Origin of the sequence: Desulfobacterium sp. N47, from assembly GCF_051233685.1 — a bacterium.
Classification (GTDB): domain Bacteria; phylum Desulfobacterota; class Desulfobacteria; order Desulfobacterales; family RPRI01; genus RPRI01.
This window is the reverse complement of sequence record NZ_JBAMMY010000234.1, coordinates 13,624-29,218: the sequence shown is the minus strand read 5'-3', so window position 1 is coordinate 29,218 and position 15,595 is coordinate 13,624. Positions and strand designations below refer to the sequence as shown.

Annotated in this window: 8 protein-coding genes; all 8 read right to left on the bottom strand. The window is 44.8% G+C overall.

Going from position 1 to position 15,595, the window contains the following annotated elements:
* Positions 1-112: 112 nt before the first annotated feature.
* The gene (locus VXK47_RS15120; RefSeq protein ID WP_435549620.1) at positions 113-796 is read right to left on the bottom strand and encodes a sulfotransferase family protein; all 684 of its coding nucleotides are present in this window, start codon (positions 794-796) and stop codon (positions 113-115) included.
* 23 nt (positions 797-819) lie between these two features.
* A complete protein-coding gene (gene cysC, locus VXK47_RS15115; protein ID WP_435549619.1) occupies positions 820-1,437 on the bottom strand; it encodes an adenylyl-sulfate kinase in 618 nt (205 codons plus the stop codon).
* Positions 1,438-1,512: 75 nt separating this feature from the next.
* Positions 1,513-7,992, bottom strand: coding sequence for a hypothetical protein (locus tag VXK47_RS15110; RefSeq protein ID WP_435549618.1), 6,480 nt, complete (start codon positions 7,990-7,992; stop codon positions 1,513-1,515).
* 20 nt (positions 7,993-8,012) lie between these two features.
* Positions 8,013-11,249 (bottom strand): hypothetical protein, encoded by a 3,237-nt coding sequence (locus tag VXK47_RS15105; RefSeq protein WP_435549617.1) that lies wholly within the window; start codon positions 11,247-11,249, stop codon positions 8,013-8,015.
* Positions 11,246-12,811, bottom strand: coding sequence for a hypothetical protein (locus VXK47_RS15100; protein WP_435549616.1), 1,566 nt, complete (start codon positions 12,809-12,811; stop codon positions 11,246-11,248). Before VXK47_RS15100 ends, VXK47_RS15105 begins: the two co-directional genes overlap by 4 nt.
* Before the next feature lie 8 nt (positions 12,812-12,819).
* Positions 12,820-13,362, bottom strand: coding sequence for a hypothetical protein (locus tag VXK47_RS15095; protein WP_435549615.1), 543 nt, complete (start codon positions 13,360-13,362; stop codon positions 12,820-12,822).
* Between the two features lies 1 nt (position 13,363).
* Complete coding sequence (locus VXK47_RS15090; protein WP_435549614.1) at positions 13,364-14,599, bottom strand: hypothetical protein; 1,236 nt, start codon at positions 14,597-14,599, stop codon at positions 13,364-13,366.
* Positions 14,596-15,570: a hypothetical protein gene (locus VXK47_RS15085; protein ID WP_435549613.1), complete on the bottom strand. Its 975-nt coding sequence runs from the start codon at positions 15,568-15,570 to the stop codon at positions 14,596-14,598. The genes VXK47_RS15090 and VXK47_RS15085 overlap by 4 nt, the downstream gene beginning before the upstream one ends.
* Between the last annotated feature and the right edge of the window lie 25 nt (positions 15,571-15,595).

Sequence of the window (15,595 nt, the reverse complement as noted above, 5' to 3'; positions counted from 1 at the left end):
CTCAATGTGAACCTTCACCTTGTATTTGCCCATTTGGTAGTCCCTCCTCTTTTCCTTGGAGATATTGATCTACCAAACCATCACATTAATAGGCAGAGATGTCCAGCGATTTCTACATAATCAGTAACTCATTCCAAAAATTCACAATTCTTAACCGCACAGGTCGAAAATTTTCGCGAAATTTAGTTTTTAGCGTAGTGCTGCCTTCGTTAAGGTGCGGGAAAGGTGTATCTTTCGGGATATCACAGTTCAGGAAAGCGCATAATGGTTCCCATCCTTCCTTTACACGAAATACAAGGAGACGATCACTTGGTACCGTTTCCTGTACCTTAAGAATATGCCGTTCATAGCCTTCAATGAATGCTTTCCTGTCTCTGGTTGGAGCTATAAACTTGTCACAAAGACTATCCACCAATCGGATAAACCGCCCCAAAGTCGGAATTACATACCCTATGGAACGCAAAGGTTTCATCGTTTTAAACAAAGTCATTATGCTTTCATACCAGCGATTTGGGTCCCTGACTGTAAGTACCACTTTGGCATCAGGAAACTCACAGAGAAGATCCGCATAATAAAAGCAGGCAGGCGGCGGCGCATCAACAGTAGCCTGATAGTCCCGGAAAAGCTTCTTCCAATCCATGGGGCCTCTTTCTTTGACCAGGTCAGTCCATGCTTGTACGTGACCCTTTTCGCGCGACACATTTTGCATATGATAACAACGATAACCGAGCCTTGTAAGCGCTGCCTGCATCGACATAGTTCCTGTGCGCGGAAATCCCGCTCCTATAACTTTCATAGCTATCTCTCCTATTGCCTGAATTAAAATATAATCTTTTTGTCATTGATAAGATGATTCAAAACTATATCCACAGACTGTTCCGGTGACAATAAATTTGTATCAATTACCAAATCAGAATTATCAGGTTCTTCATAAGCAGATGTAATGCCTGTATAATTAGTGATTAATCCTGCACGGGCTTTTGCATATAAACCTTTTACATCTCTTTTTTCACATACTTCTATAGGACATCGGCAATAAATCTCAATAAATTTTTCAGGAGATACCAGCTCGCGCAACCAATTACGATCAGCTTTATATGGTGAGATAAAGGCAGACAGAGTAATCACTCCTGCCTCTAAAAAAAGTTTAACCATCTCTCCAATACGTCTGATATTTTCTTTTCTGTTTTCCGGGGTAAAGCCAAGGTCGCCACACAAACCATGCCTAACATTATCTCCATCAAACACAAAAGTACGGCAAGCCAGGCCGAATAACCTTTTTTCTACTTCATGAGCAATTGTTGATTTTCCTGAGCCTGAAAGTCCTGTAAACCATATTACCACACTTTTATGGCCGTTTAACTTTTCCCGGTCTATCCGGGTAACCAATGAGTTATAACAAATTGTATTTTCGCTGCACATATTTGAAGCAATCATAGGCGCCTTTATTTTAATTAACTGTAATATATTGATAATATTATCGGGGTTTCCCTTACAATAGATGGTCACTGTCTACACAATATGTATTGTCCGTATTGCAATCCTGTTTTCATCATTTCCGTCGATCACACGTACACGCCTTATTGCACCGGCAGCAGCAGAATTTGGTGTAATATTTACAGTCGAATCATTTACTATTTCAAATTCCACATCGGCAGATGGCGTAACTGAAACACTTCCTGCCGTGACGGCAGGATCACCGGGTTCTGTTGTGAGGGTAAGCGTAATAGTATCGCCGGCGGCAACATCATAGCTTGCGGCGGTTAAGCGAAAATGCGGTTTGAGTTTAATTGTTGCAGTCAATGTGGTTGTTGGCGGCGGGTTTGATGGATCGGGAACATCATCTATCTCGCCTACATCTATAGAAAATGTGGCATCAACCTCTTCTTCGGGAGGATCATTTGCCAAAAGAGTAACAGAAAATATTCCGCCGTCTCCTATATATGGCTGCATTTGCGGCTCAATTTCCACATCAGGATCAGGAACAATTACAGGATCAATATGATCGGCAGGAGGTACAATGCCATTATAATTGAAAGCTGTAGTAAATACACTTATGCATGATACCGGAACAAGAAAGAAACCGGATTGTCCGGGTTTAAGCTCTTCGATTTTATTGATCTCCCAGTCTGAAAAAAGCTCTGCAACTGTCGGGATATTACTTCTCAGAAACAGACTGTCCGTAACAGCTATATCAAACATCCGTACCGGAATATGAATATCGGAAAAAGCATTAACCCCGTGTGCCGAAAGGGCATCATCGACAAAAGCTCCATTATCATAGCGGTAAATCCTGCTGATTTCAGCAGGAACCGGATCATTGCCGACAGTGACCTGCGCAACAATATCATCTTCTCCGTCGCTTTGTACAACCGTGCCGTTGTTACCTTCCGGAAGCGTTATAACGTACCGGCGGTTTCCTCCCGGTTCAATTGTCATATGCGCATGCTGGGTTGCAAGCAATGTGAGTGTCTGATCGTTTCCTATAGGAGTCCCAAAAAACGATACAGTTACATCATGCACAGATACCCGGTAAAAGGTTTTTTGGTGTCCATCCGCAGTACGAGCCACACGGTCGGCCATATCGATTCCGTTTTGAATTGTAATAAGATTCTGGCCGCTTGAAGGCCGGCTGAAGGCCACATATGCGCCGGTCGCTCTTTCAAGTCTTGGCGGTACCGGAATTCTTCCCTGGTTTGAAGGCGCAAAACTTGCAGGATTTAAAGCAGGAGGATCCAACGGATTAGTGGCTTCTTTTTGTACAAAGATATCAGGTACCTGCAATCCGGTTCCTGGCGGAGTTTCCGCGCTGCCGTTGGGATCGGCGGCAGCGCCCGTATCTGCGACAGACGGCAGAAGACGCGCAGAATCTATATCTTCTATATGAACTCCGGGAGCATCCTGCAACCCGGTCCGAACAACGGACATATTATGCCGCCCTTCTATTATACTGCCATCCGGGGCTGTAATTCCAAATTTCCAGGGGAAAAACCAGTATCTGCCTATATCTCCAACATACTTTTCTCCTGAATAGTTATGCAGACGCCCCAGCGGGCTGTACAGATCGCCGCTTTCCTCGGAGGCTTCCTGTTCCATATCCGATAAAAATCCCTCGTCTTTTCCCTGTTTAATCGCATTATCCCACACAAAGTAACCCGGTATAAGAACCGAATATGATTGTGTTCCGAAACAATAACGTCCGATTCTTGTCAATACATCCCAGAATGAGCCTCGCTCCATATCTATGGAAAGATTTAACCTTCCCCATGGATCAAACAGTATTTCAGCCCAGCCCATTTCCATTTCATCTATCAGCCAGCTGTCCAGCCATCCCATGGGATCATGCGTTCCAATCTTTGCAATCCTCAGATTTGTCTCACCTTCGGGAAGCGAGGGCATCTCCTCAAGCTCGACAATGCCTTCCGAATCAACATTGCTCACATTAGTCCGTATCGATTGCGTTCCGGATGTAACTACCACTCTGTCATAACGCGCAAGACTAAGCGTATCTTCGCCTGCCGCAAAAACCCGGATTGCAGCGGGACGATTTGGATCAGCTACCTCCGCAGGATAATAGGAATATGAATCCCAGCAGGAATCCGGCGTGTGGGTCGAATATGGACTTGCCTGTACTGTTCCGGTAAAATTAAGAGGAGTGCGTAATAAAATAACCCCGGGTTCGGTGGCTTCCGATGGCGGTGCTTCACCTTCAGCCGATGCGCGGCCTACCGAACGGACAAGAGTAGAGTCTCCGGACTGCACGATAATCCTGCTTGCACCGTTAAAATGAACGGCATCAGCTTCATTCTGCAATCTTATCTGATTGCCATCATCTTCAACTTGTGCCTGATAAATATCTCCTGATCCCGATATTGCCCGCACAAGAGCATATATAAGACGATAAAGGCCATAAAATATGCCGCCGTAAGTCGCCCCTACAACATTGTTCATCACCGATCCGTGCGTTAGCGATTGAATAATATTAACAAACCATTGTGCAGTTTGTGCTCCCGTGCCTATACACCTGCGGAGCTGAACGGTTCCGGAAAGTGTGGTATTTGTTATCCGGAATTTATGCTCATCATTTGCAAGCGGCTCCCCAAGCTCAATAACCACAGTCGGCCCACCGGATGAAACCTGCACCGAATCACCTTCCGCAAAATCAATACCTTGAAAATTGGGTATTTCCAGAAGGCGGTTTCCATCCGATCTTATAATTGATCCGCTTACATAGGGCGAAAAATCAGGCTCTTCGATATCGGTTGTCAGTTCAAGAATCATTTCCAGAAGCCAAACCGGAAAAAAAGCGGTAAGTAATGGCCCCCACTGGGTACATTGCCGGGTGTGTATAAGTTCATGATCTCTAAGCGCCTCATAACGGGTCAGTTCATAACCGATATCTTCAGGCACAAAGGTTGTGCCTCCGGAAAGTTCTCCATCTACAGAAATTGCAGCATCATGAAACGCCATAGCCAGAATGCAGTCATCCGGCGAACCTGAAAAAGGGCCTGATTCGGGAGGATCAAAAGATCTGATACGAACAGTCTGTGCTTCTTTTTCAAAAGATACGCAGTAACGGGTTTCAGCGCAGTTTTGAGGAGCGGTAACACGGCAGGCATTGCCGTATATTCCCGGATCTGCACCAAACTCTATCTCAAGTTCGGGTGTATGAGTATTGTCAAATCTAACCGGATAAACAGTTTGACCATCAGCGATTGCAAAGTAGTTATGCGTTGAAAAGGGAAGGTTTGACCATATTTTAAAAGATACAATATCCGTATCTTCCTTACCTGTGCCTGCAACCGGATTGCCGTTAACGGTTTGCCCTTCTATGCCGGCCATGGGGCTGCCGGTTTCAGGATTAACCGGAATCAGCCGGCGTAAAGTTCCATTTACTACAGCAGGTACAGGAAGATCCACTTGCCCGTCTATTGTCATGGTCGTACCATCAATTGAGACTATCCGGTAAATCCTGCGTATTGTAACTCCGCCATGATTCCAGCTTATCTCAACCATCTCGCCCGCAACAAATCGTGGCATCTGAACGCGTTGATCATTTCCGGCAATGTTTACAAATGGCAGGACTGTAGTATTATTAATATCATTAAAAACCGCATTATAAGAAGGCCCATCGGGTGCAAGTGGCGCTACTGACAATCCTGAAGTGCTTAGAATAAGATGCCTGTCGATCTGAAAACTTGCCCGAATCGATTTGATGCATACAGGAGCAAAATCGGCATTGTTGTCCAAAACCACAATCTGACCCGGCGTAAAATCAGCCGGAAGCCCCCAGCCTGCGGCCATAACTGCTGTAGCAAGCCAGCGTCCGTCAGCTGTTGCAGCATTAGCAATATTAAGCCCTGAAATATCGTTAAGCACCAAGCCTATCGGTGAAGCAAGGGCCGTCCCATTTATGCGGTGAAGCTGCAAAGCCTTTGTTGTGTCTATATCCAGGTCTGAATTAAGATTTAACAAATTCTCGACGGTAAATGAACAATCGCTGCCGGTATACTGCTGAGCAGCAGGCAGACCGGAAAAACGTTCTGTTTCATATTGCTGTGTAATATCTCCTGCAAGCGGCGGCAAAACTTCAATGCGGTCGTAATTAAGTCCGGTTATGCTTCTTACTGCCTGATTTCCTGAAGCATCGTCTACAATCACATAGCCTGTTGAAGGAGCTTTTCTTACATCATTTGCCTCATAGGTAATCTGCGGATCAGCTTCTACAGCTTCTGCACGTGTGCCTATAAGCTCAAGTTCCCGGTATTTTTCCCATGTTACAGGATCTGTATTACCCCCGACATTGCCAAGCTCCCTGTCCACAATCCGGGTTTCATCATCCGGAGTTGAGGTAACGATGGTTATAATGGTATTGCCATTTCCCGTAACAACTATAATTTCACCCACAGCAGGTTTTGGGTCTGTTGCTTCAAAATGAAGTGTGTGGGCATCATTGGTGCATTGCGCATCATGAGCGCCATCAGGTCCCGGCTCAAGTGTGGTAATGGATAAAGGGTGTACCAGGATGCCAGGCAGGCTTTCATCTATCACAATTTGTGCATTAAAACGTCTTATAAAAGTTGCTCCGACTGTTTCATTGTTCTGTATAAGGCGAACCGGCTCGCTTCTCGTATAAGCTCCTGTTGAACCGATCGCATCCAGTTGTGTTGAAGAGACAGGAACCGCAAATATATCTGTTGAAGCTATGGGGGTTCCGAGACGCCGCAGAGTGAGACCTGTTTGATCTAAAATACCGCTTAAGTCATGCTCCAGTACTATATGGGTTTGCCCGTCAACTTGCGCTATCGATACTACTGTTGTTATAAAAGCATTCGATTGAGCATCCGTTATGAGAATAAAATCCGAATCAACAACAGGTATGGGCGCTGTGGGAACAATTATAAGGCTGCGGTTGCTGATCGTACCCATGCTCACAGAACCGAATGTTTCAAGCTCCACGCATCTGCATGTAAAGGTGTCTTCATCTTCACTTTTTCTTAAACCCGGAATAAAAGCATCAAAATGCAGGCCTCCTGAAGGAAACCAGGAAACAGGTGAAAAAGGCATGACCTGTTCTGCTGCCCCACCGGCCCTTGTCCAGCCTCTCGCGCGTTCACCGGCAACTACATTTGCCGGGTTTTGCGATCCGCGCAGTAAAAATTGTGTGCCATGGCCGGGAATGCAATGCAAAAGTGTTCCGTAAAGGCTTGGAGCAAAACGAGCGGCGGGAACAAACACATGGACATCTTCAAGTTTTAGAAACTCCTCAACCTGGCCAATTATTATATGCTGGAAAGTTTTTGCGCGCTCATTTGCGATACAGCCGTTTCTTATTGTTCCAAAGCTTCCTGTCCGCTCGCTTTCTATATATTTGGATTCACCAAACTCTTTTGTCTTTCCGGTAAAAATACTTCCCCAAAGATTTATTACCGGCTCAAATCCAAGCCAGCCTAAGATATTGTTTTGCAAAGACCAGGTAAGATCGCTTAATACCATCCAGCCGTTTACTTCACCGGTGGGATCGGCATATGTTACCGGATCATTATAGCTTAATGCATAAACACCTGCCGGTTGTGCATCTACTGCAAGCGCACCATTAAAACCGTCTTTGCGGCGCGGATCATTGTGCGATCCGTCAAAAGGGTCGGCAGCATTATAAGCAGCTGTCCTCACATCAAGAATTCGCGAACGGTAGTAAACGAATCCCTTGAAAATACTTCCACCAAAAAGTCCCGGAACATCTTTTTGATACAAAAGGGACTCTGCACAGGCATCTCTTGGGATCTGTTCCATGCCTTGGTGTGTAACAATACGGGTCGGAGTGCCGCCGGGATCGGTGCAAAAAAGAGCGCTAAGCTTTTCTCCGGGTTTTCCGTCTATTCTTCCTATACAGCGGAACCCGTCCCAAAGCCATGTTGACAGAATACGCCCGGTATTATCTTCTACAGTCCAGAGTCTTCCAGGATGATCGCGGTGCCATGTCTCAGGTAAGTCCGGTAAGCCGATACGCATGTTGTTTGCATCATAGCAAATATATTCCACCAGGTCGTTTTCCTGAATGCTAACAGGGCGGCCATCCGGGCCGTGTGTTATATGACGTGTACCAAGAGGCGAATCTATGCGCACACATAAATGGTTTTTATATGTGTATCGCCAGTCTCCTTTGTGAGTTTTGCAAAGAATAATTCTGTTATCTTTATCCCTGAATATTTGTGTTCCGTCTATATGATAAGGGCGGCCGTTTTTATCCCATAGATATTTTTCAACCCAGCTTCCGCTTGCAGTCTTAACCGAACGAAGCAGGGCTTGTTTGCAGACTATCTCATCTACTATGGCCAAATCTTCATCGTAATGATATGCCGATCCAATAGAATCAAGATATGTCCGGTTATTACAGCACAGTTTGATTAAACGCCCTTTCTCGTCTCTTGTATAAACAAGTTCTTCCGAAGTTCCGGGTATTAAAAAAGATTCGGTTATAGTGTGACTCATATTTTATTCCTCAAACAATATTAACCTGTAGAAACACTTACTGAAACCTGTGCCGATCCCGAACCGCTTGCATACCGGATCGCATTAAGCAGGGCAAGTATTTCAGCACGGATAATTTGAATGCCGCGTTCAAATTCGGCCACTACCCTCGGCCCCAGTTCATTGACTGACTCAATTAACTGCGATGGATCCAAGGTCTTTAGCTGAGCTCCGATATCATCAAGTGATCTGTCGATATCTTTAAGCGCCTTGACAGGTATTGCATTTTCTATTTTATCAAAAAACTCCGGGCCAATAGGAGATAACCCGCTTAGCAGCTCGCTTGGCTTAAGCGCCTCAAGGGCCGAACTAAGCGCTGATATGGTCTCCCAGATTTCCTCCGCCAGAACAGCAGGATCATATGCAATAATTGTCTGCTTTATTGCAGAATGTATTTCTCCAAGTTCGGCGGCTAATCTTCGCGGATTTAAAATATCGATTTCCTCTTTCAAAACCGATGTCACCCTTAAGAAGCGCTGGGCCAGCATGCCAGGATTAAAAGTTTGCACAAGCTTTGAGAATCGGTTCATAAAATCTTTTAACGCATCCTCGCTTGCTTCAAGAAATTGGGGAGTTTTTTGCATAACCGTGGTAATCAGCGCATCAAGCTCTGCTGCAAGAGGTTCGGGATCAAGTGCTGCGAGAAAACCGTCCAGATCATTGCAAAGAGTAGCAAGGTTTGTCTTTTCTATAGAACGCGCTATCCTTTCAAGATGAGATCCCATAATTCCTGCTGCGGTTTTTGCCTCACCTTTAACGGCATTTGTCAGTAAAGCACGCGATGCACCAAGCTTTCTTCGCATAGAAGCAGGGCCGGCAAGCGCAACTGCGCGCAATGAGGTGTTAATATCAATTTCACCTGCCGATATGTTGACGGAAATTGCCGCCTGCGCAGAAAGCTGGGCTTTAGCCAAAGGTCTCAGCAGATCTTCCATCCACTGATATACCTGCCTGTCAATTTCCCACAAGGCAGAACTTAAGCGACGTATATCTCTTGCCAGACCGCCGCACAGATTATCAATGTAAGCTATGACATCTCCTGCAACGCCTTCTTCCAGATCATTTAAGATTTCACGAAGCTTATTGGGAAGATAGCCGAACAGTCGGATGATATCGCCGGGACGCATTTCTGATTCGGCAGGCGGTTCAGCAGGAGTACTTTCGCCGGAACCGGCCTGTACGCTTGCTCCGGGTACCATTTCGGCTATAGGCCCGGTAACGGCCTGTGCGGCCTGCTGACCGACCTCGTTAATTGCCCCCGCAGCGTTTCTTACTGTATTTTCAGGTGATGGAAGCGGTATGGAACCAAGAAGAGAATCATAGGCTTCTATAAGAGGAGCCATCAAACGCGCCGGAGCAACATAATCAACAGCATCAAGAACAGCCTGATAGGGCCCCCGTATGTTTTCGACTGCCGGGCGCGGATCAAGTGTGCCTACAAATTGGGCGGCTTCCTCCACTAAATTATCAAGACCTCCCAAAAGAGAAGAAAGGTCGAAATTTCTTAAAGTATCCAAGGCTTCGTTTATTTCATTTTCAAGAGAAGTTATAAGTTCGTCAGGGATAAGATTTGTTAAAAGATCGGAAACTGTCTTTAAGCTTTCATTTATGGTTGCTTCTACTTCTTCGGGTATTTTCATTTTTTCTGCGGTTTTGGCAAGCGGTTCGAAAACAGCATCAAAGTTAATATCTTCAATTGATGATACCAATTGATCAATAAGCGGTTTCATTGAATCAGGAAGCGGAAGAACGGTAAGAAGCGCTTCAGCGCTTTCACGTAAATCAGCCAGAGCGCTCTGAACCTGATCGGCAGCTTCTTCTATGCCAAGCTGATCTATGGCGCTGGTTGCAAAGTCTATAACGGATTTAAACTGAGATATCGCTTCGACGGCTTTTTCCAGATACTCCACCGCCTGTGAAGAAAGAGCATTAATTTCCCCGCCGATTGTCTGTAAAAAACCGGTAATATTGTCAAGTACGCCGCCGATCGTTTCTTCAACGCCTTGCAGAGCTGCCTGAATATCTGCGGTAATCGCCTCAGGATCAAGCTTTTCCTGAATGCTTTCAAGCAGACTCTTAACCATTTTTACGGGACCATCCAGATTTGCGTCACGGATAGCCTTTGCTATTGAAAACAGAAAATCGCGCAGGATGTTTCTGTACTCACGCAGATGAAGATCACTTAAAAGTCCACGTATCCAGTTTTCAAGTTTTGTTATCTGCTTTTCCACAGGATCAACCAGATATATCCTGATGTATTCTTCAAGGGTTTCAATCAACTGGGTGAGAAACTCTCCTATTATTTCAGGGGGCATATTTTCGATATAAAGCCTTATTTTCTCCATCTGCTCTTGCCATGAAGCAAACTGTTCGAGCACACCTGTTTCAGCACGGTTAAAAACATTGGAAACACCGGAAACTGTATCTGTAATCTGATCTATACGAAGTTGCCCCACCCTTTCGGCTACCTGCATAAGATCATTATTAAGCGAAGTAATAGTCTGCGCTTTTACTGTTTCAAGTTGCACAAGCGCTGCGGTCAGCTGTGTTACATTACCGGAAGCAGCAGCGGTTGTAACACCGTTTAGAGCAAGAATTAAACCGTCTGTTCTGCCGGTAGGCAAAGATATATCTGCTATTCCATCTAAAACTCCCGATACACAGGAACGTATTGAAGACAAAGATTCTATCGGGAAAGGATTAAGTATTTCAAGGGCAAGCTCTGCAATCTGTTGAGGATCTGAAATATGGCCGGTATCAACAATTTCAATAATCTGTTTAAACCTTGGAAGATCAGGATGAACAAACCTTTGCACATTCATAACAGAAGATGCAGTCTGAAGCATATCACCAAGCGAAAGGCCTAGTACTTTTCCAAGTTTTGCAGGATCATCACCCACTCCTTCAACCAGAGTGGCTATTATTTGGGCTCCGCTTTGTATCGCTTCCAGATATTCTCCGATAGGAAGAGAGTCGGTATCTATTGTATCGCCGATAGAACCGACAGATTCAATAAGCGGCAATAGAAGTTTTTCTGGTGAATCAAATTCTTCTTTCAGTTGGTTCAACAGCTCGCCAAGAGTTGACAACGCTGCATCGGCTGCTCCACGCTCAACAATACGCTGAAGATCTTCCGAATTGATCGAAAGTGAAATTGACTCCCTTGCGGAAAGAATTGCCGATAGATCAAGACTCTTTAAATCGTCGAGTAAGCTCATCGATTATACCTTAATTTTATATCTGAAAGGTCAACAGTGCAAAACAGGCTGCTTGACAGGACAGGGTTTTTTTCTTTAAATGAATTATTGGGAAATACGTTTGCCGGCAGATGTATAGACGTTTCTTCGATTGCCAGAATTTGAAAACCGTCTATAAAAAGAGGCCGTCCTTTCGGATCGGGATCAAAAACTGCAAAACGTATCAAAGGATTCGGATCACATACCCAGAAAAAACGACCGCTGACAGCCTTTACAGATAAAGCATCAGGCCACAATGATAATTCTGTGTCCTGAAAATCCGCCCAGGCAGTATGTAAAAGCTGTCCGGATTCTATTTTTATAATTTTTCCGGGACAAGCCGGCGTAAACAGTGTTTGCCCGGCAAGTGTTCCTATCTGTATTTCCAATTCGCATGACACAGGCGCACGGCCTATAATGCCGATTAAAGCTACCGGATAATCTTTGGATAATGGCGGATAAAATTTATGCGAAAATGCTTTTGAACCAAGAATCATTCCCGCAATATCACCTGTCTTATCAGGAACATCATCCGAAGCTTCTTCAAGTATTCTGATTCCATTATAACTAACTGTGAGGTCGGCATTTACTTCATCAGGAGTATCGGGAGACAGCTTGTCTTTAAGCAAAACCGGAATCGCTTCTCCAAAAAGTTCGGTGCGGTTTACGCCATCTATAGAATAGTAAAGCTCGCCGCTAACAGAAGGAGGTGTGATTTTAATCCTGGCCTCGTTGGAACTTATAAGTGAAAAGGCAACATCAATATCCTGATTATTATTTAAGGCGTCATTTAATGCAGCCTGAAGCGGCATTCGAAAGTCAATCATGACGGAAGAATTCTGCGAATCGAATTCACCCGGATATGCCCAGATTATTTCACCATTTGGCGCTACAAGTTTAATATCTGAAGGCAGGTTTGCCGCGATACCGGTTATTTTGGAACAGCGAAAGGCAACAGGCTCAAAGTCTTCCGGCTGATCATTTCTGACAATATTTAAGCGAACCTTATCAACAATGGTATCCGGAATGGAAAATACTGAGTTTGAAAATGTACATCCGATCAATGCCCCGGGCAATACTGCACGCTCAGGCGTTGCCGGTGCACAATAAACCGGTGTATAACCGCCTCTGCCGTCCGGTATGGATAACACCAGACGAAGTCCTCCGGAAGACAAAGCGCTTAAGGATGTTACCGATTCATAACCATCATTATCGGCAACTGCCGTATATACTTCCATATCCATTATTGTAAGTTTTTTCAGACGGGTTTTTGCACCAAAAGTTATTATGCAATTTTGGTTTGAGCCGGTAAAATTATGATTGAGTTCCCCAAGCTGGCGTTCATCTGCTGTGCTTTTAATAAAAAAGGATGCACACGATACGGATGCTTTTGTAAGCGCATCAACCTTTTGCCATGATATTTCGATTGGATAGCCCTGCGCATTAATATTTACTTCGGAAAAAGAAAGAACCTGAACAGCAGCATTACCCGCTGTTTGCTGATATTGCGCGTTGCTTTGTGCTATGGGGTTTGCAATTGCCATAAAAACCATCAATCAATTGTTGCAGTGATAGGAATCTTTTGTATCGGTTCTCCGGTTATACCGGGTGCTCCGACCGGCCAGAACCATCCCAGAGCTCCAATTCTTATTTCTCCATATTCGCGGTTGGTATCGGATAAGAGTGGCAGCGATGCTTCTTTGGGAACAAGGTTTTGTATAAGATAGCCCGGATCAGCATTCTGGGGTAAGGCAGAGCCGTTTTTTACTTCGTAGGCATTCAGGATATATAGTACGGATTCCACAGCCTGCAAACACTGACTCCTGCCACCCAAGTTTGATGGATAGCACAATAAAGAAACCATGCAGCTAAGATACAATACTGCGCGCGGATCATCATTTCCCGGAACAATTCGCGGGCGTTTATTTCCCATATCGGCTTCACCCGGTTTTACGGAAATCACACCGATAGAAATAACCGGCTTGTTGGACGGGTTGATGGCGCTACCATCAGATACAGCCACATTTCCTTTAAACGGGGTTTGCAGGCGCTCATTCAAAAGTTCTGCAAGGCCGTTTTGAAATTCGCTTATCATATCAAGCGATCCTTTCCGTCTTGAGCACCAACTCCTTAGCCTGTTCTACAAACTGGTATTTTTTGATACGATCCACAGAAACATGAAGAATTTCGGCAAGCTCATCATGGGAAAGCGCAGCAAGTTCTTTATAGGAATTGATATGAGCTTCATTAAGCCTTACCGCAAAAGTAGTCCCGATTCCATATACTTTTGTAAGATCATCCACTTCAAAGGAAGGTTTGACATCACCTGTACCGGAAGAAGTCGAATCAAGCACTGTTTTTAAGATGGAATCTTTTGCGTCTGCAATCTTCTTGTCAAGATCATTGCTAAGTGTTGAAATTTTTTGGTCAACAAGAATCCCCATTTGTTTTGCCACCGCTTCTTCGATAATTTGTTTGGGTTCGGGAATTTTCTTTAATACTTCTTCTCTTAATGAAGCTGCAATCCTTTCGGCCTGCTTATCAATTATCTCCCTTAAAGCAATATTGCTTTCTTCGTGCACCTTTTCCAGAAGGCCCTTTGTAGTGGCATCAATTAAGTTTTTTATAGCCGCATCAAGTTCTTCTTCAGTTACCAGTGTATTTTCAAGATCAGCCAGCCTTATTTCCAGTTTTGATGCATCCAGCAGTTCACCCGAAGAATTTGTAAGCCTTTTTCTTAGTTCTTCAACGCTTTTAATGCGGTTGTTAATTCCGGTCATATCGGCAACCTTACCGTCTATTTTAAAAGCATCGGCTGCTTCCATCACTGTGGCAAGTTCTTTATTAATCTCATTAAGCGATGTACGAAGCTGCACCACATCATCGCGACCGTCAGCTATACTTGTTACCTTCCGGTTTAATGTTGTAACCGAAGACTCGCGGACAATATCTTTTAAACTGACATCGGAGACCTGATTTCTGACTTTTTCCAGATCATTTGCCACCGAATCAATGCGGGTTACAATTGTTTGTGAATTTTTTTCAATTTTTAAAAGACGCGCCGTAATTGCAGGATCGCCCAGCGGGCCCTGTTCCATAAAATTGCGAAGTTTGGGATCAAGCCATGAAAGAGATACCTGTTCGGTATGTGTATGCGGTACAACAGTTGGTTCCATTTCGCGGGCAAGAAGTGTCTGCGCCAGAGATATCAATGTTCTTGCCAGCATGTTCCAGTCCTGAGATTGAACCGGATCACCTGCTTGCTTTTCGGCAAGCGGCTGCAAACTTTTAAGAAGTTTCTGCAGACGTTCCAGATCGGCAGGCGTTGTCATTTTATTCCTCCCTTAGATGTTGTATTACCCACAGCACCCGTAAATTTTGATCCACCTGTTGCAGCAGAACTTTTTCTGTAAGTATTGATTTCCTGTTCGGCATTAACTACAGGGCCGGTTTCGGCATAAAGGTTGGCCATCTGCATTGTTTTCTGAACCGCTTCTTTGCTGATAAAAGCATCAGCCTGGTCGCCCTTGGCAACTGCCATTTCATTGACCTGAGCAAGCAGGAAACTGCCGGTGGAAGCAAGCTTCTGGGTAAAAAGTATAGTATTTGTCTGCGATATTTCTTCCATCTCTTTTACACGGTTTATTACCCGTTCCCGAACCTCGTTGGATGCTTCGGCTGCATCAAGCGTATCTTCCACGTTTTTCTTGAGATTGGCCATTTCAATTTCTCTTTGCAGTTCCAGAAGGCTTTTTCCGTAGGCCTCGGAAAAACGTATGAGGTTACCCTGAACTTCTGCGATCTTTTCAGCAATTTCAGGATGATCATGACCGCGCGGTGAAACAAGGTTTGTCAATTCCAAGACCGCATTCGACAGGTCGGAAACCGCATCTACCAGCATATTCCAGTCATTGCTTCGGATAACTTCACCGGGCGCCTTGGGACTAAGGGGTTTTACCATCTCAGCCGATTTGGTCGCGGCCTGCTGGATTGGTGTAAGATCAACATCAGGAATATCTCTGAGCGGCGAATCCTTGAACAGATCTTCCGGTACCGGAATATGGACAACTGTAGGTTGCTTTTGAGGATAAAGCCTGATCCGCCGCTGGTCTATCGGGTTAATCAGGTTTGGGTGAATGACCTTTAACTGATAAAATCCCGGGTTAAGATCACGAACGGTCAACGAACCGTCGCGAAACGGTTTTCTTTCTATTTTAGTCCCGGTGCTTTCTTCGACCAGTTCAAATTTTACATCGCGGTTCGCAGCGGCAAATCCGCGCATTTTAAAACTAAATGATGGCATAACAAACGCCTCCTGGTTTTATAAT